Origin of the sequence: Serinicoccus hydrothermalis (assembly GCF_001685415.1) — a bacterium.
In the GTDB taxonomy this organism is placed as follows: domain Bacteria; phylum Actinomycetota; class Actinomycetes; order Actinomycetales; family Dermatophilaceae; genus Ornithinicoccus; species Ornithinicoccus hydrothermalis.
Window position 1 is genome coordinate 1,549,316 of the sequence record NZ_CP014989.1, and the last position, 22,009, is coordinate 1,571,324.

General features: G+C 73.5%; 25 protein-coding genes. 8 read left to right on the forward strand and 17 right to left on the reverse strand.

Translation table 11 applies throughout. The annotated features are described in order from the left end of the window. Nucleotides 1-171 precede the first annotated feature (171 nt). The 6 genes from SGUI_RS07105 to SGUI_RS07130 all read right to left on the reverse strand — a co-directional run bounded on the left by SGUI_RS07105 (nt 172) and on the right by SGUI_RS07130 (nt 5,719). Nucleotides 172-867, reverse strand: coding sequence for a metal-dependent transcriptional regulator (locus tag SGUI_RS07105; protein ID WP_066638082.1), 696 nt, complete (start codon nt 865-867; stop codon nt 172-174). A 49-nt stretch (nt 868-916) separates the two neighbouring features. Beyond that, nucleotides 917-1,603, reverse strand: coding sequence for a pyridoxamine 5'-phosphate oxidase (gene pdxH, locus SGUI_RS07110; protein ID WP_066638085.1), 687 nt, complete (start codon nt 1,601-1,603; stop codon nt 917-919). Continuing rightward, nucleotides 1,600-1,998, reverse strand: a complete 399-nt coding sequence (locus tag SGUI_RS07115; protein WP_066638087.1) for a hypothetical protein — start codon at nt 1,996-1,998, stop codon at nt 1,600-1,602. Before SGUI_RS07115 ends, pdxH begins: the two co-directional genes overlap by 4 nt. A 52-nt stretch (nt 1,999-2,050) precedes the next feature. After that, entirely contained in the window at nt 2,051-3,865 is a 1,815-nt protein-coding gene (locus tag SGUI_RS07120) for a gamma-glutamyltransferase family protein (protein ID WP_066638090.1), read from the reverse strand. Nucleotides 3,866-3,950: 85 nt separating this feature from the next. Further along, nucleotides 3,951-5,222 (reverse strand): MFS transporter, encoded by a 1,272-nt coding sequence (locus SGUI_RS07125; protein ID WP_083190828.1) that lies wholly within the window; start codon nt 5,220-5,222, stop codon nt 3,951-3,953. A gap of 5 nt (nt 5,223-5,227) precedes the next feature. Next, complete coding sequence (locus SGUI_RS07130) at nt 5,228-5,719, reverse strand: MarR family winged helix-turn-helix transcriptional regulator (protein ID WP_066638095.1); 492 nt, start codon at nt 5,717-5,719, stop codon at nt 5,228-5,230. Between the two features lie 73 nt (nt 5,720-5,792). Here SGUI_RS07130 and SGUI_RS07135 point away from each other — a divergent pair, with 73 nt between their 5' ends. Continuing rightward, nucleotides 5,793-6,038: a DUF2530 domain-containing protein gene (locus SGUI_RS07135; protein WP_066638098.1), complete on the forward strand. Its 246-nt coding sequence runs from the start codon at nt 5,793-5,795 to the stop codon at nt 6,036-6,038. Between the two features lie 34 nt (nt 6,039-6,072). Here SGUI_RS07135 and SGUI_RS07140 read toward each other — a convergent pair whose 3' ends face one another. From SGUI_RS07140 to SGUI_RS07150, 3 genes are all read right to left on the reverse strand, one after another. Then, the gene (locus tag SGUI_RS07140; RefSeq protein WP_066638104.1) at nt 6,073-6,819 is read right to left on the reverse strand and encodes a DUF3027 domain-containing protein; all 747 of its coding nucleotides are present in this window, start codon (nt 6,817-6,819) and stop codon (nt 6,073-6,075) included. Between the two features lie 5 nt (nt 6,820-6,824). Beyond that, entirely contained in the window at nt 6,825-7,226 is a 402-nt protein-coding gene (locus SGUI_RS07145; RefSeq protein ID WP_066638106.1) for a cold-shock protein, read from the reverse strand. Between the two features lie 123 nt (nt 7,227-7,349). After that, a complete protein-coding gene (locus tag SGUI_RS07150; protein WP_083190552.1) occupies nt 7,350-9,251 on the reverse strand; it encodes an ABC transporter ATP-binding protein in 1,902 nt (633 codons plus the stop codon). A 114-nt stretch (nt 9,252-9,365) separates the two neighbouring features. Here SGUI_RS07150 and SGUI_RS07155 point away from each other — a divergent pair, with 114 nt between their 5' ends. Continuing rightward, on the forward strand, nt 9,366-9,836 hold the full coding sequence (locus SGUI_RS07155; protein ID WP_202816613.1) for a MarR family winged helix-turn-helix transcriptional regulator: 471 nt from the start codon (nt 9,366-9,368) through the stop codon (nt 9,834-9,836). 91 nt (nt 9,837-9,927) lie between these two features. On the opposite strand, the gene SGUI_RS07160 is transcribed toward SGUI_RS07155, so the two are convergent. Both SGUI_RS07160 and SGUI_RS07165 read right to left on the reverse strand, forming a co-directional pair. Beyond that, the gene (locus tag SGUI_RS07160; RefSeq protein ID WP_066638109.1) at nt 9,928-11,196 is read right to left on the reverse strand and encodes an ammonium transporter; all 1,269 of its coding nucleotides are present in this window, start codon (nt 11,194-11,196) and stop codon (nt 9,928-9,930) included. A 173-nt stretch (nt 11,197-11,369) separates the two neighbouring features. Then, on the reverse strand, nt 11,370-12,377 hold the full coding sequence (locus SGUI_RS07165; protein ID WP_066642981.1) for an o-succinylbenzoate synthase: 1,008 nt from the start codon (nt 12,375-12,377) through the stop codon (nt 11,370-11,372). A 104-nt stretch (nt 12,378-12,481) separates the two neighbouring features. On the opposite strand from SGUI_RS07165, the gene SGUI_RS07170 reads away from it, so the two are divergent. From SGUI_RS07170 to SGUI_RS07195, 6 genes are all read left to right on the forward strand, one after another. Beyond that, the gene (locus SGUI_RS07170) at nt 12,482-12,892 is read left to right on the forward strand and encodes a VOC family protein (RefSeq protein WP_066638112.1); all 411 of its coding nucleotides are present in this window, start codon (nt 12,482-12,484) and stop codon (nt 12,890-12,892) included. Nucleotides 12,893-12,943: 51 nt separating this feature from the next. Further along, the gene (locus tag SGUI_RS07175; protein WP_066638114.1) at nt 12,944-13,876 is read left to right on the forward strand and encodes a 1,4-dihydroxy-2-naphthoyl-CoA synthase; all 933 of its coding nucleotides are present in this window, start codon (nt 12,944-12,946) and stop codon (nt 13,874-13,876) included. 84 nt (nt 13,877-13,960) lie between these two features. Beyond that, nucleotides 13,961-14,563 carry a hypothetical protein gene (locus tag SGUI_RS07180; protein ID WP_191090962.1) on the forward strand — a complete coding sequence of 201 codons (603 nt, stop codon included), beginning with the start codon at nt 13,961-13,963 and terminating at the stop codon, nt 14,561-14,563. Continuing rightward, nucleotides 14,560-15,723 (forward strand): o-succinylbenzoate--CoA ligase, encoded by a 1,164-nt coding sequence (gene menE, locus SGUI_RS07185; RefSeq protein WP_066638117.1) that lies wholly within the window; start codon nt 14,560-14,562, stop codon nt 15,721-15,723. Before SGUI_RS07180 ends, menE begins: the two co-directional genes overlap by 4 nt. Nucleotides 15,724-15,726: 3 nt before the next feature. Continuing rightward, the gene (locus SGUI_RS07190) at nt 15,727-15,996 is read left to right on the forward strand and encodes a PLD nuclease N-terminal domain-containing protein (RefSeq protein WP_066638122.1); all 270 of its coding nucleotides are present in this window, start codon (nt 15,727-15,729) and stop codon (nt 15,994-15,996) included. A gap of 13 nt (nt 15,997-16,009) precedes the next feature. After that, the gene (locus SGUI_RS07195; RefSeq protein WP_066638125.1) at nt 16,010-16,882 is read left to right on the forward strand and encodes a 1,4-dihydroxy-2-naphthoate polyprenyltransferase; all 873 of its coding nucleotides are present in this window, start codon (nt 16,010-16,012) and stop codon (nt 16,880-16,882) included. Nucleotides 16,883-17,005: 123 nt separating this feature from the next. Here SGUI_RS07195 and SGUI_RS07200 read toward each other — a convergent pair whose 3' ends face one another. From SGUI_RS07200 to SGUI_RS07225, 6 genes are read right to left on the reverse strand one after another with little or no spacing between them, the layout of a single operon-like run. Next, complete coding sequence (locus SGUI_RS07200) at nt 17,006-17,254, reverse strand: DUF4229 domain-containing protein (RefSeq protein ID WP_066638129.1); 249 nt, start codon at nt 17,252-17,254, stop codon at nt 17,006-17,008. Continuing rightward, nucleotides 17,251-18,240 (reverse strand): c-type cytochrome biogenesis protein CcsB, encoded by a 990-nt coding sequence (ccsB, locus tag SGUI_RS07205; protein WP_066638132.1) that lies wholly within the window; start codon nt 18,238-18,240, stop codon nt 17,251-17,253. Before ccsB ends, SGUI_RS07200 begins: the two co-directional genes overlap by 4 nt. After that, the gene (gene resB / locus SGUI_RS07210; RefSeq protein WP_066638135.1) at nt 18,237-19,907 is read right to left on the reverse strand and encodes a cytochrome c biogenesis protein ResB; all 1,671 of its coding nucleotides are present in this window, start codon (nt 19,905-19,907) and stop codon (nt 18,237-18,239) included. The genes ccsB and resB overlap by 4 nt, the downstream gene beginning before the upstream one ends. Further along, complete coding sequence (locus tag SGUI_RS07215; protein ID WP_066638140.1) at nt 19,908-20,675, reverse strand: cytochrome c biogenesis CcdA family protein; 768 nt, start codon at nt 20,673-20,675, stop codon at nt 19,908-19,910. Next, entirely contained in the window at nt 20,672-21,292 is a 621-nt protein-coding gene (locus tag SGUI_RS07220; protein WP_066638142.1) for a TlpA family protein disulfide reductase, read from the reverse strand. The genes SGUI_RS07215 and SGUI_RS07220 overlap by 4 nt, the downstream gene beginning before the upstream one ends. Then, entirely contained in the window at nt 21,289-21,999 is a 711-nt protein-coding gene (locus SGUI_RS07225; RefSeq protein ID WP_083190554.1) for a histidine phosphatase family protein, read from the reverse strand. The genes SGUI_RS07220 and SGUI_RS07225 overlap by 4 nt, the downstream gene beginning before the upstream one ends. Nucleotides 22,000-22,009: the final 10 nt, after the last annotated feature.

Here is a 22,009-nt window from a genome sequence, read left to right on the forward strand (position 1 = left end):
CCCAGGGAGGAGGACTCATCGAGAGTACACAGAGCCGGTAACAAATGTCACGCTGAGGTAACGACGCTGTGGACAACTCGTGACGGCCCCACCAGCAACATGCCCTCTGACCTGCGGATTCGTCGTCCGACTTGACCGATCTCCCAGGTTACGGGTGAGCCATCTCACACGTCAGGAGGCGTCCTGGGGGACGCAGAAGATGTGCGCGGCGACGTCCGTCGGCAGCGACACGGCCTCGCCCTCGAGCGCCTCCACGATGGTCCGGCCGTCCTCGCCCCAGACCTCGACGGCGGCCCCCGGGCGCACGCCCGACTCCAGCAGCAGCCCGAGCACCTCGGGGTCCACCTGGACGGGCTCCCCGAGCCGCACCACGGTGGTCGCGGTGCGACCCTCCTGCTCGGCGAGCTCGCTGCTCGCGACCCCCTGCGCGGACGGCGCCTGCGCCTGCCCGAGCTCGTCGAGCCCCGGCACGGGGTTGCCGTAGGGCGAGCTGGTGCCGTCCTCGACGAGCTCGAGGATGCGCTTCTCCACCTGCTCGCTCATGACGTGCTCCCAGCGGCACGCCTCGTCGTGGACGTAGGCCGGGTCCAGCCCGATGACGTCCATGAGCAGCCGCTCGGCCAGCCGGTGCTTGCGCATGACCCGGACCGCGGACCTGCGCCCGTGGTCGGTCAGCACGAGGTGACGGTCCTCGGCCAGCTCCAGCAGCCCGTCGCGCTCCATCCGGGCGACGGTCTGGGACACGGTGGGCCCGGACTGGCTCAGCCGCTCGGCGATCCGTGCCCGCATGGGCAGGACGCCGTCCTCCTCCAGCTCGAAGATCGTCTTGAGGTACATCTCCGTCGTGTCGATCAGGTCGCCGCTCACGGTGCCATCCTAGGGTCGGGGTCCGACAGGCGCGGGTGCTGCGCCCGTCTCACGGCTGGATCCTGCTGCGTCGCCAGGCGGCCGGGTCGTCCAGGCCACCCTGCGCGGCACGCTCCCAGACCAGACGGTCGTGCAGCCGGTCGCGTCGGCCGGCCCACACCTCGACCCGCTCGGGGACGATGCGGTAGCCGCCCCACGTCTCCGGTCTGGGCACGTCGTCGGGGCTCCCCCGGTCCGGCCAGCGCTGCGCGCACTCCTGGTATGCCCGCTCCAGCGTCTCCCGGTCGGCGACCGGGGCGCTCTGGGTCGAGGCGTGGGCGCTGATGCGCGAGCCGTAGGGCCGGCTGCGGAAGTAGTCCTCGACGAGCTCCTCGGGCAGCTCCTGCGCCCGGCCGCGGAAGCGCACCGCCCGGAACATGCCGGCCCAGGTGAGGGTCGCCGCGACCTTGTCGTTGGCGGCCAGCTGCAGGCCCTTGGCCGAGTCGGTACTGGTGAGGAAGCCCGGCCCCCCGGGGTCGAGGAAGCGCATGAGGACCGCGCGGACGTCGGGCATACCGTCGGTGTCGACCGTCGCGACCCACAGCGCCGCCGGCTCGGGGACGTCCCCGTGCTCCTCGTGCCGCGCCAGCGCCTGGTCGAACCACTCCCGGACCAGGGGCAGCGGCGCCTCCGGCGCGTCCTGCTCGAGGATCCCCTCGCCGGTGTAGTCGGTGCGGCCGCCCAGCGCCCCGCTCATCGCCGGCCCCGGCGCGGGAGGTGGACGGTGCGGCGCAGCTCGTCGGGGGTGTGCCGCTTGCCCGGGTCCGCGTTGAGCAGCAGCGTGTCGAAGGGCGCGTCGGTGTGCGGGTGCACGCCGACCGGCTCGTTGCGGGAGAAGACCACCCAGTAGGGCTGGCCGCGGTGGAAGACCTGCTGCAGCGAGCCCTCCACGACGGTGTCCGCGTGCGCGAGAGCGTGCTTGCGCGGGTTGGTGCGCGTCCGCGCGGCCTGGTCCTGGACGAACCGGGTCGCGGGCTCACGCTGCTTGAGGATCTGGTCGACGACCTGCGGACCGTACTTCTGGGCCATGGCGTACACCACGGGCCCGTACTTGATCGCCTGCTTGGCCAGCCGGGTCTTTCCACCGGGCACGGGTCCTCCTGCGGATCTGGGGTGCCCCGCCAGACTAGGCGGTGACTCTGGGTCAACGCCCGACGGCATACCCCTGCATTCCCCGGGGGTTCGCGCCGGCGCTGAGCACACCGGTCTCCGGGTCGCGGGCCACGGCGCACATCCGCCCCAGGCTCCACGGCCCCTGGTCCAGCACCTCGTGGCCGCGGGCGCGCAGCCCGTCCAGCACCTCGTCGCCGAGCCGGGACTCCGCGACGAGCACGCGGGGCTCGCTGGCGCGCGGGTGGAAGGAGCCGGGGAAGCTGGTGGTGTGGAAGACCGGGGCGTCGATCGCCTCCTGGAGCTCGGCGCCCCCGACGAGGTGGCGCAGCAGGAAGACGCTCTGCCACTGGTCCTGCTGGTCGCCGCCGGGGGTGCCGCACGCCAGGACGGGTATGCCCTCGCGCAGCACCATCGTCGGCGTGAGCGTGGTCCGGGGCCGCCGGCCGGGCACGAGCGAGCTGGGCAGCCCCTGCTCGAGCCACATCATCTGCAGCCGGCTGCCGAGGGCGAAGCCGAGCTCGGGGATGAACGGGCTGGACTGCAGCCAGCCGCCGCTGGGGGTTGCGGAGACGAGCATGCCCCAGCGGTCGACCACGTCGACGTGGCAGGTGTCGCCCCGGGTCGCGCCGTCCCGCTGCACGGTGGGCTCCCCGGCGCTGCCGTCGGCGGCGTCCGCGCCGGCTCCCTCGGTGACCAGCGCCTGCTCGGCCAGCCGCGGCTCGCGGCCGCCGGGCGAGCCGGGTCGCAGCTCGCGGGAGGCGCGGGCGTCGATGAGGCCGGCGCGGTCGGCGAGGTAGGCCTCGTCCAGGAGGTCGGCCATCGGGAAGGCGTCCTCGCCCGCGCTGTCCCCCAGCCACGCCTCCCGGTCCGCCATGGCGAGCTTCCACGCCTCGACGAGGGTATGCACGCCCTCGACGGTGTCGAGGTCGGTCACGTCGGCGTCGCCGGCGGCCATCTCGTCCACCATCGCCAGCACCTGCAGCAGCGCCGGGCCCTGGCTCCACCGGCCCGCCTTGGCGATCGTGTGGCCGCGCCACTGCGCCGTGACCGCATCCTCCCAGGTGGCCTCGAAGGAGGTGACGTCGTCGGCGGTGATGACGCCGGGCAGCACCGCCCCGCCGCTGTGCCGGAAGGCCCGACGGGCGAAGGCGTCGATCGCCTCGGCGACGAAGCCCTGGCGCCAGGCGGCGAGGACCGCGTCGATCCCGTCCTCGCGGGAGCCGCCGCCCCGCACCGCGTCCCGCTCGGCCTCCAGCAGCCGCTCCAGGGTGTCGGCCCAGGCCGGGTTGGTGACGATGCTGCCGGGCGCGGGGGGCTCGCCCCCCGTCAGCCACTGGTCGGCGGAGGTGTGCCAGTCGGACTCGAAGAGCTCGCGCACCGACGCGATGGTGCTGCTGACCCGTGGCACGACCGGGTGGCCGTGCCGGGCGTAGTGCAGGGCCGGTTCGAGCGCCTCCTGCGCGCTGACCGTCCCGCGGTCGCGCAGCAGGGTCAGCCAGGCGACGGTCGCCCCCGGCACCGCGGTGGCCAGCGGCCCGGACCCGGGGACCCGGTCCAGCCCCGCGGCGGCGAAGTGCTCCGGGGTCGCGCCGGCGGGCGCCGGACCCTGGCCGCACAGGACGCGCGGGGTGGGGTCCTCGACCGAGGAGACGATGAGCGGCAGGTCGCCACCGGGGCCGTTGAGGTGCGGCTCGACGACCTGGAGCGCGAAGCCGGCGGCGACCGCACCGTCGGCGGCGTTGCCGCCGAGCTCGAGCAGGCGCATACCGGCGGAGGAGGCGATCCAGTGCGTGCTGGAGACCATGCCGACGGTGCCGGTGAGCGTGGGGCGGGTGGTGAACTCCATGGTCAGCCCAGGGTCGCCAGGACGGGGACGAGGATCAGGGCGGCCAGCGCCACCAGCACGACGACGCGACGGGTTCGGGCACTCATCAGGTCACCTTCTCAGGAAGTGGCTCGGTCATGCGCACCAGGTAGACCGGGCGGGGCCAGCGGGCGCGGAAGCGCAGCCGCAGCTGGTCGTGGCGCATGACGTAGGCGGAGGCCAGGACTGCCGTGGCACCGCACATGACGGTGGCGATGAGCACCGTCGCGCGGGCGCCGAACTGCTCGGCGAACCAGCCGAGGAAGGGCGAGCCCAGCGGCGTGCCCCCCATGAAGACCGTCATGTAGAGCGCCATCACCCGGCCGCGCACGGCCTGGTCGACGCTGAGCTGCACCATGGCGTTCGCGCTCACCATGACGGTCAGCGCGAAAAGCCCGGTCGGGATGAGCAGCAGCGTGTATGCCGTGAAGTTCGGCGCGAGCGCGATGAGCGCGGTGCAGCCGGAGAAGGCGGCCAGCGAGCCCAGGAGCAGGCGCCACCGCGGGCGGTCCCGCCGGGCCGCGAGCAGGGCACCGGCCAGCGACCCGATCGCCATGACCGAGCCGGTGACCCCGAACTCGGCGACGTCCTTGCCGAAGACCTCGGTCGACATGAGGGCGTTGAAGATCTGGAAGTTCATGCCGAAGGTGCCGTGCATGAAGGCGATGACGAGGATGAGCTGGATGTCCGGTCGACCGCGGACGTAGGCGATGCCCTCGCGCACCTTGCCCCGTGGCCCGGTGCGGTCGCGGACCGCGAGCTGGGAGGTGTCCATCGCCAGCAGCGCGATGATGACGGCGACGAAGGTCAGCGCGTTGATGAGCAGCGTGGGGCCGGTCCCGACCGCCGCGATGAGCAGGCCCGCGACACCGGGGCCGATGAGCCGGCCGGAGTGGAAGGACGCGGAGTTCAGACCCACGGCATTGGTGATCTGCGCCTTGGGGACCATCTCGGAGACGAAGGCCTGACGGGCGGGGGCGTCGACGGCGGACGCGGTGCCGGAGAGGAAGGCGAGGATGAACATGTGCCACAGCTGCATGTGGCCGGTGAGCACCGCGACGCCCATGACGGTGGCGAAGAAGGCCATGGCGCTCTGGCTGACGAGCATGACCCTGCGTTTGGAGAAGTTGTCGCTGATGGCCCCTGCGAAGGGGGAGAAGAGCAGGATCGGCAGGAACTGCAGCCCGGTGACCAGGCCCAGGGCCTGCGCCGAGTTGTCGGTGAGCTCGGTGAGCACCACCCAGTCCTGGGCGATGCGGCCCATCCAGGTGCCGGTGTTGGAGATGATCCCGCCGGTGGCGTAGATCCGGTAGTTGCGCACCGAGAGCGCGGAGAACATCGCGCTCACCGGGACACCTCCCGGTCGGGGGCCTGCGACGCCCGGTCCGGCTGACCGGCGGTCGCGGTCGCGAGCAGCCCTTCGATGAGGTCGGTGGCGCGGCGCAGCAGCTCGCGGTCCACGCCGCTCAACCCCTCCAGCCGCGCCGCCATCCAGGCGTCGCGCAGCTCGCGCTCGCGGGTCACGACGGCCAGGCCCTCGTCGGTGAGGGAGAGCCGCACGAGACGACCGTCGTCGGCGTCGGTGGCGCGGTCGACGTAGCCCAGCTCGGTGAGCTGCCCCACGGTCCGGCTCATGCTCGGCGGGCTGACCTGCTCGATCCCGGCCAGCTCGCCCAGCGTGCGCTCCTGCTCGCTGAGGCGCACCAACACGCTGAAGTGGTGGGGGGCGATCGTGTTGCCGGCGTCGAAGCGCACCCGGCGGGCCACCCGCATGCACGCGATCCGCAGGTCGTGCGCGAGGGCGGCGGTCGCGGGGTCCGGGGAGGTGTCAGGCATACCTTCGTTAGTCTATCTCATTACCTCATCTAACGATAATCGGTACAGGGGCCCACGGCGCTACGGTGGTCGGGTGAGCACGGCACCGCGTCCCCGCGACGACGACGTCCATCCCCCCGAGGTCACGCTGCGCACGATCACCCTGGTCCGCTGGGGCATCCTCGGGTGGGTCGTGGTGCTGGCGGTCGTGCTGGCCGTGCCCCCGTTGCGCAGCGGAGAGCGCGACTGGTGGGTGTGGGTGCCGGTCGCCGGGGCCGTACTCGGGGCGCTGGGGTATGCCTACCTGCGCCGCGGCAAGGGCAACGCCGCCGAGGCCTGAGGCCGCCCGGCGGTGGTCCCGCCGGAAAGGACGCTCAGCGCTCGCTGAAGACGATCTCCGCGTCGTCGTCGAGCACCGGGGGGTCGATCTTCTCACCGGCCGGCTGCTCGACGTCGACCTCGCTGTGCGCCCCGCAGCCGAAGTCCAGGGCCACGACGGAACCGTCCGCGGGCGACCACTCGTTGGCGCAGACGCCGAAGACGGTGCGCAGCGCGCCGGACATCGGCAGGAAGTAGCCGCAGGTCCGGCACGGCTTCGGCGCCTTGCGGGCGCTCTCGCTGGCCGGGCCGTGGTCGCCGTCGTGCCAGCGGGTCGCCGCGGCGTCGCGCCCCTCGGCGGACAGCACCCGCGGCCGCCCGAGGCCCAGCTCCCACAGCGCCACGGCGTCGACGTCCTCCTCGCCGGTGGCCTCGAAACCGGCCTCCAGCCGTGGGTCGTCCGCGACGAAGGCGGTGCGGTCGCCGGGTCCGATGTCGCCCGGGGCCAGGCGCTCGGCATACGGCACCCACTCCGGGGAGAGCATCGCCTCCTCGCCGGGGAGCAGGTGCACCTCGCTGACGGTGGCCTTGCGGGCGCGCGGGACGCGGGAGAGCGTCACCGCCCAGCGCCACCCGGGGTAGGCGGCCGCCGTGCAGGAGAAGTAGTGCGTCGCCAGCCGCTCGGCCTCCAGGACGACCTCGACGTGGTCGCCGACGGTCCCCGGCTCCGCGATCTCGGCGGCCGCCGCCCGGGCCACCTCGACGGCACCGGTCAGCACGGCATCGCTCCTGGGAGTGGGCATACGGGCTACTTCCCCGCCTCGAACTGGTCGGCGACCGCGCGCAGCGCCTTGGCCATCGCGGTGCCGTGGGCGCGGTCCGGGTAGTGCCCCTTGCGCAGCGAGCTGGACGCCTGGTCGAGCAGCGTGATGAGGTCCTCGACCACGACGACCATCTCGTCGGCGGGCTTGCGGTCGCGCATCGTCAGACCGCGCGACACCGAGGGCGCCGGGTCGACCAGCCGCACGTGCAGCGCCTGGTCGCCGCGCTTGCCGGCGACCACGTCGAACTCCACCTTGCTGCCGCGCGGGAGCGCGCCCACGCCCTCGGGCAGGGCGGAGCGGGGGACGTAGACGTCACTGCCCTCGTCGCTGGACACGAAGCCGAAGCCCTTGTCCTCGTCGAAGAACCTGACCTTGCCGGTGGGCACGGGAGCACCTCACGAAAGTGTGTGGGGATGAAACGGGATCACCCGAGGATATCGCCCGCGGCGGCAGGGGTCGAATGCCTTGTCGGACGGCACCGGTCCCGCTGCCGCGCCCTCGGGTATGCCTCAGGCCGCCAGGGCGACCTCGGCACCGTCGTCCAGGCGCCCCGGGACCTCCGGGCGCGCGGAGCCGGCGGCGACGAGGGCGGCATACGCGCCGCCGGAGCGCAGCAGCTCGGCGGGCGGTCCCTGCTCGACGATCCGGCCGGCCTCGAGCACGACGACGAGGTCGGCGTCCCGGACGGTCGAGAGCCGGTGCGCGATCCTCACCACGGTGCGGTCGCGCCCCACCCGGTCCAGGGCCTCCTGCACGGCCGCCTCGGTGCGGGTGTCGAGGGCGCTGGTCGCCTCGTCGAGCAGGAGCACCTGCGGGTCGCGCAGCAGCGTCCGCGCCAGGGCCAGGCGCTGCTGCTCACCCCCGGAGAAGCGGTGGCCGCGGGCGCCCACGACCGTGTCGTAGCCGTCCGGCAGGCCCAGGATGAGGTCGTGGATCTGTGCGTCGGCGGCGGCCTGCTCGATCTGCGCGTCGGTCGCGTCCGGGCGGGCGAACCGCAGGTTGTCACGGACGCTCGCGTGGAGCAGGTAGGTCTCCTGGGAGACGACGCCGACGGCGCCCGCCCGCTCCGCCGCCGGCAGGTCGCGCAGGTCGACGCCGTCGAGGGTGACCCGGCCGCTGGTCGGGTCGTCGAGCCGGGTGAGGAGGGAGGCGAGCGTGCTCTTGCCGGACCCGGTATGCCCGACGAGCGCCACGGTCGCCCCGGCCGGGACGACCAGGTCGATGTCGGTGAGCGCGGCGGTGCCCTCGGCGGCGTCGGCGTGGCGGTAGCCGACCGACTCCAGGCGCAGCTCGCCGCGCACCGGGCTGGGCAGGTGGCGGGCGCGCGCGGCGTCGGGCTCGGGCAGGTCGACCGGCAGGTCGAGGTACTCGAAGATCCGGCTGAACAGCGCGAGCGAGGCGGTGATCTGGACCCCGGTCGACAGCAGCCCCATGACCGGGCGGAAGAGCCCGGCCTGCAGCGCGGTGAAGGCGACGAGGGTCCCGATCGTGATCCCGTCACCCGTGACCGGCAGGCCGGCGACGAGGTAGAGCGCCGCGGGCACGACGGCGAAGACGATGCCCATGGTGGCCTGCCGCCAGCGGCCCGCGATCTGCGCGGCCACCTCGAGGTCGAGCAGGCCGGTGCTCGTGCCGACGAAGCGGTCGGCGAGCTGGTCGCCGGCGCCGAGGGTCTTGCTCAGCCGGGCACCGCTGACCGAGAGCGACTCCTCCACCTGGGCGTGCAGCCCGGCGAGGGCGCGCTGCCTCTTCTCGGTCGCCTCCCGGCGCAGGCGGGCGACCGAGCGGGTGATGAGCACCGCGGGCGGGATGACGACGAGCGAGAGCAGCGCGAGGGTGGGGCTGAGGGCCAGCATCGCGACGAGGGTGCCCACGACGGTGGCGACGTTGCCGGCCCACGACGTGGCCGTCTGTGTGACCACGCCCTGGAGCCCGGAGATGTCGTGGGTCAGGCGCGACTGCACCTCGCCGGACCGGGTGCGGGTGAAGAAGGCCAGCGACTGGCGCTGCAGGTGCGTGAAGAGCTGGCTGCGCAGCTGGTGCATGATCCGCTGGCCCATGGTCGTGGACAGCCAGGTCTGGACCACGCCGAGCACCGCCGTGACGACGGCGACGCCGACCATGAGGCCGACGAGGGTCACGAGCAGCCGCACGTCCTGGTCCGGGATCGCCACGTCGACGATCTCCTTGGTGAGGAAGGGCGTGGCGAGGCCGAGCGCGGAGCTCGAGACGATGAGCACCAGGACTCCGGCGATGGTCCTGCGGTGCGGGCGGAAGAGGGCCAGCACCCGGCGGGCGCTGACGGGGTGGGCGGCCAGCTGGGCGGTGTCCTTCGGGTCCGGGCGGGTGCGGTCGCCGCGGTCGCCGCGCCGGCCTGCCTGGTCGGGGGTGGGGGTGAGGTGGGGGTCCATGGGGCCTCCTCGTGAGGCTGGGGCCGGTCGTCCTCGCCGGCCTGCGGGAAGTGTCGGAGGTTCCAACATCCTGAGGTAACCTCTTTATTTCCCCACCTCGGTATGCTGTCGCCCGTGAACCCTTCACGCGGGCGGTCCGGGGCGGCATCGGACGAGATCGACGAGCCCACCGAGGTGGACCTGCTCCAGCGCCTGGCGCGCCGCTGGCGCCACGCCGGGCGGCCCGACGCCGCCAGGGACGGTCTGTCCCCGCACCAGGAGCGCGCCCTGCTGGCCGTGACCCGGCTCACCGACCGCACGGAGCGGCCGGGGGTGCGGGTGTCGGCGCTCGCCGAGCACCTGGACATCGCCCCCCGCTCGGCCACCGAGGTCGCCGACGCCCTCGAGACCGCCGGGCTCCTGACGCGCCGGCCCGACCCGGACGACCGGCGGGCGGTGCTGCTCACGCCCACCCCGGCGGCCCGGCATACCGTCGAGCAGGTGCGGGAGCGGCGCCGGGCGGCCGCCGGCCGGGCCGTCGCGGCGCTCGACCCGGCCGACCGGGCCGAGCTGCGGCGCCTGCTGCTCCTGCTGCTCGCGGACTGACTCCCCCGGGCAGCACAGAACGAGGCACCCGCGGCGGCTGTCGGCCGCGGGTGCCCCGCTGTCGTGCTGGCTCGCTCGTCGCCCCGAGCGACTAGGCGCGAACCTCCTCGGCGATGGGGTCGTAGGAGGCTTCCTCATCACCGAAGGCATAGGCGGACTCGCTGTGCTGGGACAGGTCGACCCCGCGGGCCTCGTCCTCGGGGCTGACCCGGAAGCCGATCGTCTTGGCGATCGCCAGACCGATTAGCGCGGTCATGACACCGGTGAAGACGAGGGTGAAGAGGGTGGCGACGACCTGGGCGACCAGCTGGCCGGCGCCGCCGCCGTAGAAGAGGCCACCGCCCTCGCCGTCGACCGGCAGCGCCACGAAGCCGATCATGACGGTGCCGATGATGCCCGAGACCAGGTGGACCCCGACGACGTCGAGGGCGTCGTCGTAGCCGAACTTGTACTTCAGGCCGACCGCGAGGGCCGAGCCGACACCGGCGAGGACGCCGATGAGGATCGCGCCGAGCGCCGACACGTTGGCGCAGGCCGGGGTGATGGCGACCAGGCCGGCCACGACGCCCGAGGCGGCACCGAGGGAGGTGGCGTGCCCGTCGCGGATGCGCTCGGTGATGAGCCAGGCCAGCATCGCGGCGCCCGGGGCGACCATGGTGTTGACCCAGATGAGGCCGGCCTCCTCGGCGGTGCCGGCGGCACCACCGTTGAAGCCGAACCAGCCGAACCACAGCAGCGCCGCGCCGAGCATCATGAGCGGGATGTTGTGCGGCTTGTGGAAGCCCTTGGGGCCGAAGTCGCTGCGCGAGCCGATGATGTAGACGAGCACCAGGGCCGCGAGGCCGGCGTTGATGTGGACCACGGTGCCGCCGGCGAAGTCGATGGCCTCGCCGAAGGTCGAGCCGATGGCGCCGTCGGCGGAGAGCAGCCCGCCGCCCCACACCATGAAGGCCAGCGGGCAGTAGACGAGGGTGACCCAGATCGGCACGAAGACCGACCACGAGCCGAAGCGGGTGCGGTCGGCCACCGCGCCGGAGATGAGGGCCACGGTGATGATCGCGAAGGTCGCACCGAAGCCGATGCCGATCATGTCGGCGGTGCCGACGTAGTTGGTGAGCCCGAAGTCGGCAGCCGGGTTGCCGACCACGCCACCGAGCAGCGGCGGGGCGGCGGACATGCCGTAGCCCCAGAGGACCCAGACGACGCCGACCAGACCGATCGAGACGAAGCTCATGAGGATCATGTTGGTCGAGGCCTTGGCCCGCGCCATACCGCCGTAGAAGAACGCCAGGCCCGGTGTCATGAGCAGCACGAGCGCCGCCGAGACCATGACCCAGACGTCGCTGGTCGAGAGTTCCATCTTTCGTGCCTCCAGTGAGTGGTGGTGCGCGCAGGCTCCCCGCGTCACGTCTGTCGGGGGTGGGAGTCCGCTCGCCGTGGCACCAGTCAAGGCCCAGGATGTTTCGGAAGGGGGCGCATCGGTGTAAAAGGTGCGTTACGGATGTTTCCGTCGCGTAAATCTTTCGGCGGAGGTCAGAGGAGGGAATGCGCTCGGGTGAGGCGATCGCGCCACCAGGTCTCCCGATCCGGGCCGGGCCGGTATGCCGCGAGCGCGGCCGGGTCGACCGCGTCCCGGGCCGCCTCGGCGCGGGCGAGGGTCAGCACGCCACCGGCCGGGACGAGCGGCTCGGCCACGACGTCGGCGGCGAGCAGCGTCGCCGTGCCCAGCCCGCAGTCGTGCTCCAGCGCGGGCAGCGCGGCGGCGAGCCGCACCCCGAGCGAGAGCCCCACGGAGGTGTCGAGCGCGGAGGAGACCACCGCCGGCAGCCCGCACCGCTCGATGATCTCCAGCGCCCGCGCGACCCCGCCCAGGGGCGCGACCTTGACCACGACGAGGTCGGCCGCCTCCAGCCGCGCGACGCGCAGCGGGTCCTGCGCCCGGCGGATCGACTCGTCCGCGGCGACCGGCACGTCGACGCCGCGTCGCGCGAGGGCCAGGCGCAGCGCGGCCAGCTCCTCGACGGTGCCGCACGGCTGCTCGGCGTACTCCAGCCCCAGCGGTGCCAGCCGCTCCAGCGCGGCCAGGGCCTCCTGCTCCGACCAGGCCCCGTTGGCGTCGACCCGGATCCGGGCGGCGGGGCCCAGCACCCTCCGGACCTCGGTCACCCGCGCCACGTCGTCGTCCAGGGACTGCCCGGCCTCGGCCACCTTGACCTTCGCGGTCCGGCGGGCGTCCACCCGCGCCAGCAGGCCCTCCACCTCGGCGGCCGGCAGGGCCGGGACGGTCGCGTTGACCCCGACCTCGTCCCGCACCGGTGCCGGCAGCTGACCCCACCCCGCCTCGACCGCGGCGGCGAGCCAGCGCGCGGCGTCGGCGTCGGCATACTCCACGAAGGGGCACCACTCCGCCCAGCCGCCCGGACCACGCAGGAGCACCGCCTCGCGCTCCGTCACGCCGCGGAAGCGCACCCGCATCGGGAGGCGCACGACGTGCGCGGCGGCGAGCAGCTCGTCCAGGTCCGGGGTCTCGGGGGTCGGCACCGCCCCAGCGTAGGACGACGGCTCCCGGCCGCCGGCGGACGCCATCTGTCCGCGACCTCGCCCGAGGGGCCCCGTCCAGGGCGATCCACGGGCAGGATGACCGCATGGCACTCAAGTGGTACACCGTCGTTGTCGACTGCCGCGACCCCCAGGCCCAGGCCCACTGGTGGGCGGAGGCGCTGGACTGGACCGTGGTGTACGACACCCCGGACGAGGCGGTGGCGGTCCCCCGCTACGCCCTCGAGGGGCCGGAGCACGAGGAGGACCCGGACGCCTGGATGCGCCGCGGCCAGGGGCTCGTCTTCGTGCCGGTGCCCGAGGGCAAGGAGGTCAAGAACCGGCTCCACCTCGACCTCGCCCCGCACACCAGCCAGGACCGGGACGCCGAGATCCAGCGGCTGCTCGACCTCGGCGCGAGCCACGTCGACGTCGGGCAGACCGAGGCCGACACCTTCACCGTCCTCGCCGACCCCGAGGGCAACGAGTTCTGCGTGCTGTCCTCCCGGGACGGCTGACGCACGGACGGGGCCCTCTGGGCCTCTGCGCGCTCCCCTAGGCTGACCCGCGTGAACGAGCAGAGCAGCAGGAGCACCGGCGACCCCTTCGACCCGACGCAGTGGGAGCCGGTCGAGGGCTTCGAGCTCACCGACGTCACCTACCACCGGCACCGCGAGCTGGGGTGCGTGCGCATCGCCTTCGACCGGCCAGAGGTGCGCAACGCCTTCCGCCCGCACACCGTCGACGAGCTCTACCGGACCCTCGACCACGCCCGGATGAGCCCGGACGTCGGCGTCGTGCTCCTCACCGGCAACGGGCCGTCGGCCAAGGACGGCGGCTGGGCCTTCTGCTCCGGGGGCGACCAGCGCATCCGCGGGCGCAGCGGCTACCAGTACGCCGACGCCGAGACGGCGGACAGCGTCGACACCGCGCGGGTCAAGGCCGAGGGCGGCCGGCTGCACATCCTCGAGGTGCAACGCCTCATCCGCACCATGCCCAAGGTCGTCATCGCCGTGGTGAGCGGCTGGGCGGCCGGCGGGGGCCACAGCCTGCACGTCGTCTGCGACCTGACGATCGCCTCCCGGGAGCACGCCCGGTTCAAGCAGACCGACGCCGACGTCGGCAGCTTCGACGCGGGCTACGGCTCGGCATACCTCGCGGCGATGGTCGGGCAGAAGAACGCCCGCGAGATCTTCTTCCTGGGCCGCACCTACGACGCCGAGCAGATGCAGCGGATGGGTGCCGTCAACGTCGTCGCCGAGCACGCCGACCTCGAGACGGAGGCGGTGCAGGCCGCGCGGGAGATCCTCGGCAAGAGCCCGACCGCCCAGCGCATGCTGAAGTTCGCCCTCAACCTCGCCGACGACGGCCTCATGGGCCAGCAGGTCTTCGCCGGGGAGGCGACCCGTCTGGCCTACATGACCGACGAGGCGGTCGAGGGCCGCGACGCCTTCCTGGAGAAGCGGGCGCCGGACTGGCGCCCCTACCCCTGGTACTTCTGACCCCTCCGGTGGCGGTCCTTCCGGCCGCCGCCGGACGGGCCCGCGTGAGAGACTGACGTGACCGCGACCAGGGAGGACACCGCGATGCGACGCCCACTCATGCCACTCCTGGCGGCCCCGCTGCTGCTGCTGGCCGCGTGCGACTCCGGGGGCGAGGTCGTCGAGCCCAGCGCGGACTCCACGCAAGCCCCGCAGGACGACGCCGCGACGACCAGCGGCGGTGACGACGCGGCCCGGAGTGCGCCCCCGGACGACGCGGCAGTCACGAGCGAGGGCCCCTCGGACGGCGTCGAGGGCGGGGAGGACGGCCAGGCGGCGGCCGACCGGGCCAAGGAGTTCCTGCTGGCGCTCGTGGACGCCGACCCGGCCGCGTGCAGCCTCATGCTCTCCTTCAGCGACACGACCGTGCCGATGAGCGAGGTGCCCGAGGACCTGGAGCTCTGCGAGGAGCAGCTGCCGGAGACGATGTCGGCCGCCGTGCAGGCGCAGGGCCTGGGCGAGGAGGGTCGGGACATCCTCGAGGCGATGCAGATCGACGGCGCCGCGGTCGACGGGGACACCGCGGTCATCGACCAGGACAACTACAGCGACCTCTTCGCGGAGTCGATGGGCGACTCGACGATCACCCTGGTCAAGGTGGACGGCGAGTGGTTCGTCGACGTCGAGCGCTTCCTCGCCACGCCGTGAGGAGCCGGCCGGCCCTCACCATCCCCCCAGGAGCCGGCTGGTCCGTGCTGGGCGAGCCGCTGCGCGCGCTCCTGCGCGACGACGCGAATGACGGGGCGGTGGTCGTCGCGACGTCCGGCTCCAGCGGCACACCGAAACGGGTCCGGCTCGGTGCCGCCGCGCTGCGCGCCTCCGGCGCGGGGACCGCGCAGGTGCTCGGCGGGCACGGTCAGTGGCTGCTCGCGCTGCCCACGGCGCACGTCGCCGGGCTGCAGGTCCTGGCCCGCTCGGCGCTGGCCGGCACCGAGCCGGTCGAGCTGGACCCGGACGCGCCCTTCACCGCCGGCCTCTTCGCCGCGGCCGTCGCGCGGATGGACCAGGGTGCGCGACGGTATGCCTCGCTCGTCCCCACCCAGCTGCAGCGGGCCCTCGCCGAGCCGCAGGGCGCCGACGCGCTGCGCCGGCTCAACGCGGTGCTCGTCGGTGGCGCCGCCAGCGACCCCGGCCTGCTCGACGCGGCCCGGTCCGCCGGAGTGCGGGTCGTCACCACCTACGGCATGTCCGAGACCTGCGGCGGCTGCGTCTACGACGGCATACCGCTACCCGGGGTCGAGGTCGACCTCGGCACGGAGGACGAGGGTGCGGGCAGGATCCGGCTCGGCGGCCCGGTCCTCGCCGACGGCTACGTCGACGACCCGGACCTGACGCGGCAGCGCTTCGTCACCGACGACGGCAGGCGGTGGTTCGTCACGGACGACCGCGGGGCGGACCGCGACGGGCGGCTCACCGTGCTCGGGCGCCTTGACGACGTCATCGTCTCGGGCGGGCACAAGGTCGAGCCGCGCGACGTCGAGACCGCGCTGCGGGGCCTGCCCCAGGTGCAGGAGGTCCTCGTCGTCGGAATCCCGGATCCAGAGTGGGGCGAGCGCGTGGCCGCGCTGGTCGTCCTGCGTGCGGACGCAAGGGGTGTCCGGTCGGATGAGGGGGTGGGCGTGCTCCTGCGGGAGGCACTGCGGGAGCGGGGTGACCTCCCGTCGCACGCCCTCCCCCGTCAGGTCGAGACGGTCGGGCAGATCCCGCTGCTCGCCACCGGCAAACCGGACCGCACGGCCGCGCGTCATCTGCTCACCGGCGGTGGCAGAATGGGATCTTCACCCATCGTGACCTGGAAGGACGGCTGAGACGTGCTCCGCGTGGCCATCGCCGTGGCGCTCCTGGCGTTCACCGTCTTCTGCGTCGTGGACGCCGTCCAGACCGAGAAGTACGAGGTCCGCGGCCTGCCCAAGCCGCTCTGGGTGGTCCTCTGCCTCATCCTCCCGGTCGTCGGCGGCCTGGCCTGGTTCGTCTTCGGCCGCCCCCGCAGCATCCTGGACATCCTGCTCGGTGAGGGCCGCGGCCGCAGCGGTCCGCCGCACGGGCCGGACGACGACCCCGACTTCCTGCGAGACCTCTAAGGGGCATACCCACATGGCAACCCTCGCCCAGTGGATCGAGGGGGCGCGCCCACGCACGCTCCCCGCCGCCGTCGCGCCCGTCCTCGTCGGCACCGCGGCGGCGCACGCGCTCGGCCACGCCGAGCTCGGGTATGCCGTCCTCGCGCTCTGCGTGGCGCTGGGCTTCCAGGTCGGCGTCAACTACGCCAACGACTACTCCGACGGCATCCGCGGCACCGACGAGGACCGGGTGGGCCCGGTCCGGCTGGTCGGGCAGCGGCTGGCCGAGCCGGCCAACGTCCGGACCGCCGCCTTCGCCGCCTTCTTCGGCGCCGGTCTGGCGGGCTTCGCCCTCGTGGCGCTCTCCGGGGCCTGGCTGCTGCTGGTGCTCGGGCTGGCCTGCCTCTGGGCCGCCTGGCACTACACCGGCGGCGACAACCCCTACGGCTACCGCGGCTGGGGCGAGGTCATGGTCTTCGTCTTCTTCGGCCTGGTCGCCGTGCTCGGCACCACATGGACTCAGGCCCACGCCCTCGACCTCGGGGCCCTGGGCGGCGCGCTCGGCTGCGGCGCACTCGCGAGCGCGATCCTCGTGACCAACAACCTGCGCGACCTCGAGGGCGACCGGGCCGCGGGCAAGCGCACCCTCGCGGTCCGGCTGGGCTTCCGCCGGACGCGCCGGCTCTACCTCGGGCTCGTCGTGGGCGCCTTCGTCGCCGTCCTGCTCGCGGCAGTGGCCCACCAGTGGGCGCTGCTCGGGCTGCTCGCTGCCCCGCTCGCCTGGCGCCCGACCCGGCTGGTGACCAGCGATGCCTGGGGCCCGGCCCTGCTCCCCGCCCTGGCGCAGACCGGCCTGCTCCAGCTCGGGTATGCCGTCGCGTTGTCCCTGGGGCTGGCCCTCTCCTGACGCCGTGCCGCCGGCCCACTCTCACGCAGAAGATGTTCCTCTGCGCTGTTGCATCCCCGCAGAGGTACACCTTCTGCGTAGGAGTGTGAGCTGGGCCGCCTCCAGAGGGGCGAGACCTCGCCCTCAGTCCTCCTCGTCGACCCGCTCGGCCTCGGCCTGGGCCCGCCGCTTCGCGACGCGGTCCTCGACGCGGCGCTCCAGCCCCGCGGCCATACGCTGCCGGTCCGGCGCGAGCAGGAAGTAGGACACGACCATCGAGACCACCGCCGCAGCCACCGCGGCCCAGATGACGTCGAGGCGCACCAGCCGGAAGAGCGCGAAGAAGCCGACGAAGATCAGCACGCGCATCACCGAGTAGCGCGCGGCGATCACGTGGCCACCCCGGAGTAGGAGTGCAGGCCGGTCATGAGCAGGTTGACGCCGACGTAGTTGAAGATGACGCAGCCGAAGCCGACGAGCGCCACCCAGGTGGCCCGGCGGGTGCTCCAGCTGCTCGTCGCCCGGGCGTGCAGGTAGGCGGCGTAGACCACCCAGATGATGAAGGTCCACACCTCCTTGGGGTCCCAGCCCCAGTAGCGGCCCCACGCCTGCTCGGCCCAGATCGCGCCGGCGATGAGGGTGAAGGTCCACAGCGGGAAGGCGACGATGTGGATGCCGTAGGTGATCCGCTCCAGCCGCGCCGCCTCGGGCAGCGCCGCGATCCAGCCGCGCACCCGCCCCCGCGTCTCGGCGCGGTCGCGCAGCAGGTATGCCGTCGCCAGGGCTGCCCCGATCGTGAACAGCGCGGTCGACAGGATGGCGATGGTCACGTGGATGATGAGCCAGATGCTGTTGAGCGCCGGCATGAGCTGGGAGGCCTCGGTGTACCACGCCACCTTGGCCGCGCCGAGGATGACCAGCACCGGCAGCGTGACGAAGGCACCGAGCCACAGCCGGTCCTTGCGCAGGCTCCAGCCGGAGTAGATCACGAGCGCGAAGCTCGCGGTGACCAGCGCGAACTCGTACATGTTGCCCAGCGGCGCCCGGCCCACCGAGACCCCGCGCAGGACGGTCCCGGCGACGGTGAGGAAGGTGGCCAGGAAGGTCAGCTGCAGCCCGATGACGCCCCAGCGCCGCGAGGAACCGGCCGGCTTGGCCGGACCGGCGTCGGCCGCTCCGAGGTCGAGGTCCGCGGTCCCGGCCGCGACCGACGGGCCGCCGGCCCCGACGGCCACCGGCTCACGTCGCTCGACGCGTCGCTGCGCCGCCGCGCCGGAGGAGGCGAGGTGCACCAGGAAGGCCAGCATGGCCGGCACGAGCACCACGATGGCGCCCCAGATCGCGAGGTCGCTGGCCTGCGCCAGGCTGTCGTTCGTCATCTCTCATCCTCGTCTCGTCCACCGGTGGTGGTCGTTCGCTCCGGCACCCGGGCGCCGGACGCGGTGGTGATCTGCTCCAGGAGCTCCTTGACCAGGGCCTCCAGGCCGGGGTCGGTGCCCTTGGGCAGGGCCGCGATGCTCAGTCCAGTATGCCGCGACGCCGGGTCTGCTCCGTCGCCGGTGAGGGTGCCGCCGACGTCGACCCGCACGAAGACGCGGCGCCGCCGGACGGCGAGCATGAGCACGAGCCCGGTCAGCGCGGCGCCCGCGAAGATCAGGGCGGGGAGCCGGCCGGGGTCATGCCGGACGAGCATGCCGCCCCACCGGACGACGCCCTCCAGCTCGATGGTGCCGCGGTCGCCCGGGATCTCGAGGGTGTCGCCGGGGCGCAGCAGCATCCGGCTGGGCTCGCCGTCGGCCTGCATGACCTGGTCCATCGACTCGGTGTCGATGGAGAAGACCGACTGCGAGCGTCCCTCGGGGAAGAGGTCGCCCTCGTAGGCCGTGAGGACCAGCGCCGGGTCGACCAGCCCCGGGAAGGAGGAGGTCATGCCGGCCTCGCTGATGTCGAGGGTCGGCAGGAAGCCGCCGGCGAAGCCGAGCCCGGGGTCGGCCGCGGGCACCTTGATGACGCCGTCCGAGCCGTAGGTGTTGTCCTGCGGCAGGAAGGTCACGGCGTCGGAGAAGAGGATGTCTCCGGCGTCGTCGCGCACGGTGACGACCGGGGCATACCCGTTGCCGAGCAGGTACAGCGAGGTGCCGTCGACCGACAGCGGGTTGTTGACGCCGAAGCTGCGCTGGCGCGGCTCCTCGCCGGCCCGCTCGACGGTCGCCAGGCCCTCGAAGATGCGGGGCTGGCCGAACTGCGCGCCCTGGGCCTCGCTCTCGAACTCCACCTGCAGGTCGTCCAGGCGCACCGTGAAGGTGGGGACGTCGGTCTCGTCGACGAGCGGGCCGAGGTTGAGCGTGTCGTAGGTCCCCGCGCCGGAGGTCCAGGACTCGCCCTCCTTGATGATGATCTCCCCGCGCCAGCCGAAGAGGTGCCCCGCCGCCACCGCGACGATGACCCCGAGCAGCGCGATGTGGAAGAGCAGGTTGCCGGCCTCCTTGAGGTAGCCCTTCTCCGCCGACACCACGAGCACGCCGTCCTCGGCGTCCCGCAGCCGGAAGCGGCGCCGCCCCAGCGTCTCCCGGGCCGCCGCGAGGACCATCTCCGGCTCGGCGTCCAGCTCGACGCGCCGGTGGACCGGCATCCGGCTCAGCCGGGCGGGCGCCCGGGGCGGCTGCGCGCGCAGCGACCGGGCGTGCTGGCGCATCCGGGGCAGCACGCACCCGATGAGGCTGATCATGAGCAGCAGGTAGATGGAGGCGAACCAGGGCGAGGAGTAGACCTCGAACATCCCGAACCGGTCGAGCCACTCCGCACGGGTCGGCGAGTCCTCGAAGTACTGCCGCACCCGGACCGGGTCGACCGAGCGCTGCGGGAAGACCGAGCCGGGCACCGTCGCCACGGCGAGCAGCAGGAGCAGGATCAGCGCCGTCCGCATGCTCGTGAGCTGGCGCCAGACCCAGCGCGCCCAGCCGAGCGGCCCCAGACGGGGTCCGCCGAGGGCGGTCCGGTCCTTGGGGTAGCTCGGCTCGATCCGCTGCCGCTGGTCGGTCGTCATCTACAGCACCGTCTCGAAGCCGCTGACGAGGTGGGCCTGCACCCAGGCGGTCAGCCCGGCCCAGACCCCGGTCACCATGAGCAGGCCGAGCACGACGAGCAGCGTGCCGCCGACCCGTTGGATGAGCAGGTGCCGGTCGCGCAGCCAGCGCGAGGCGCGGCTCACCCAGCCCAGCCCGGCGGCGACGAGGACGAAGGGCAGGCCCAGACCCAGGCTGTATGCCGTCCCCAGCACCACCGCCCGCGCGAGCTGTCCCTCACCGGGCAGGATCGAGGTGCCGAGGGTCTGGATCGCCGCGAGCGCCGGGCCGGTGCAGGCGGTGAAGCCCAGGCCGAAGGCGACCCCGAGCAGCGGCGCCCCGGCCAGACCCGCCGCGGGACGCCAGCGCAGCTGCCAGGAGGCGCCGGGCTGCAGGATCATCACCAGTCCCAGCGCGACCACCACGGCGCCACCCACCCGCAGCAGCAGCCGCTGGTGCTCGACGAGCGCCAGGCCGAGGCCGGAGATCGCCACGCTCATGAGCAGGAAGACCGCGGTGAAGCCCAGCACGAAGAGCACCGCCCCCAGCACCAGCCGTCCCCGGGCCGGGTCGGCCCCCGCCCGAGCCGGGCCGGCGCCACCGGGGCGACCGGGCGCCATACCCCCGAGGTAGCCGAGGAAGCCCGGGACCAGCGGCAGGACGCAGGGCGAGGCGAAGGACACCACCCCCGCCAGCGCGGCGACACCGACGGCCAGCAGCAGCGGACCGGTGAGGACGAGCTCGCTCACCCGCCGGCTCCCCCGCCGTCCGCGACGGTGCCGTCGCCGAGCACGTCCTCGACCATGCCCGTGAGGGTGCTGGCGTCGACCTCGCCGCTGACCCGCGCGGCCAGCCGTCCCTCGCCGTCGAGCACGAGGGTGGTGGGGGTGGCGACGGCCATGCTGCCGAGCTGGGCCCGGGTGCGGCCGCCGTCGTCCTGCAGCGAGGGGTAGGGGATGTCGTACTTCTCCTCGAAGGCGAGGGCGTTGGGGACGGTGTCGCGCGAGTTGACCCCGATGAACTGCACCGGTTCTCCCGCCTCGCGGAAAGCGGTCTCGACCTCGACGAGCTCGGGGACCTCCGCGACGCACGGGCCGCACCAGGAGCCCCACACGTTGACGACGACGACCTCGCCCCGCTGCTGCTCCAGGCTCCACTCCTCGTCCTCGAGGGTGGTGCCCGCCAGGGTCACGGGGTCGCTGCGCTCCTCGGGCGCGAGCTGCTCCAGCGTCCCGTCACCGGCGACGTAGCCCTTCTGGTCCCCCTGCCGCATCTGCTCGGTGATGCTCGTGCCCTCGTCGCTGCAGGCCCCCAGACCCAGCACGAGGACCGCGGCGAGGCCGACCCCGCGGGCGCCGGCCCTCACGGCGCCACCTCGCTCGCCTCGCCGGTGACGTCGACGGCCTCCGCGAGCAGGTGCCCGGCGGGCTCGGCATACATCACCCGCACCGGCAGCTGCCCGTGGAAGAGCACCGTCGTCACCGAGGCCAGGCTGCACTGGCGCCGCCGCGGGTGGTGCCAGAGGCGTCGCCCCTCCACCGCGCGGCGCAGCGTCCAGATCGGCAGCTGGTGGCTGACCATCACCGCCTCCCGGCCCTCGGCCCGGCCGCGTGCCTCGTCCAGCGCGCGACGCATCCGGTCGGCGATCTCGGAGTAGGGCTCGCCCCAGGAGGGGCGCAGGGGGTTGACGAAGGCCGCCCAGTGACGGGGGTCGGCGAGCATGCGCCGGTTGAGGGTCTCCCCCTGGAAGACGTTGCCGCTCTCGGTGAGCAGCGGGTCGGTGGCGACCTCGAGGTCGTGCGCGGCCGCGATCGGCGCGGCGGTCTCGCGCGCCCGCTCCAGCGGTGAGGAGACCACGTGGGTGATGGGGCGACCGGACAGGTGCTCGGCGGTCGCCCGGGCCATCTCCTGCCCCAGCTCGGAGAGGTGGTAGCCCGGCAGCCGGCCGTAGAGGACGCGCTCCGGGTTGTGCACCTCGCCGTGCCGCACGACGTGGACCAGCGTCACCGGTGTGCCGTCGTAGAGGGCACGTGGGGCGCCCTCCTCGGGGGGCAGTCCGTCGGCTCCTGGCATACGCGCGATT

What these genes read in the sequence shown, in the direction of transcription:
- SGUI_RS07195 (WP_066638125.1), top strand. Translation starts at nt 16,010, where the DNA reads ATGGCAACCCTCGCCCAGTGGATCGAGGGGGCGCGCCCACGCACGCTC.
- pdxH (WP_066638085.1), bottom strand. Translation starts at nt 1,603, where the DNA reads ATGAGCGGGGCGCTGGGCGGCCGCACCGACTACACCGGCGAGGGGATC.
- SGUI_RS07225 (WP_083190554.1), bottom strand. Translation starts at nt 21,999, where the DNA reads ATGCCAGGAGCCGACGGACTGCCCCCCGAGGAGGGCGCCCCACGTGCC.
- ccsB (WP_066638132.1), bottom strand. Translation starts at nt 18,240, where the DNA reads ATGACGAACGACAGCCTGGCGCAGGCCAGCGACCTCGCGATCTGGGGC.
- SGUI_RS07140 (WP_066638104.1), bottom strand. Translation starts at nt 6,819, where the DNA reads ATGCCCACTCCCAGGAGCGATGCCGTGCTGACCGGTGCCGTCGAGGTG.
- SGUI_RS07180 (WP_191090962.1), top strand. Translation starts at nt 13,961, where the DNA reads ATGCGACGCCCACTCATGCCACTCCTGGCGGCCCCGCTGCTGCTGCTG.
- SGUI_RS07130 (WP_066638095.1), bottom strand. Translation starts at nt 5,719, where the DNA reads ATGCCTGACACCTCCCCGGACCCCGCGACCGCCGCCCTCGCGCACGAC.
- SGUI_RS07150 (WP_083190552.1), bottom strand. Translation starts at nt 9,251, where the DNA reads ATGGACCCCCACCTCACCCCCACCCCCGACCAGGCAGGCCGGCGCGGC.
- SGUI_RS07120 (WP_066638090.1), bottom strand. Translation starts at nt 3,865, where the DNA reads ATGGAGTTCACCACCCGCCCCACGCTCACCGGCACCGTCGGCATGGTC.
- SGUI_RS07125 (WP_083190828.1), bottom strand. Translation starts at nt 5,222, where the DNA reads ATGTTCTCCGCGCTCTCGGTGCGCAACTACCGGATCTACGCCACCGGC.
- resB (WP_066638135.1), bottom strand. Translation starts at nt 19,907, where the DNA reads ATGACGACCGACCAGCGGCAGCGGATCGAGCCGAGCTACCCCAAGGAC.
- SGUI_RS07160 (WP_066638109.1), bottom strand. Translation starts at nt 11,196, where the DNA reads ATGGAACTCTCGACCAGCGACGTCTGGGTCATGGTCTCGGCGGCGCTC.
- SGUI_RS07170 (WP_066638112.1), top strand. Translation starts at nt 12,482, where the DNA reads ATGGCACTCAAGTGGTACACCGTCGTTGTCGACTGCCGCGACCCCCAG.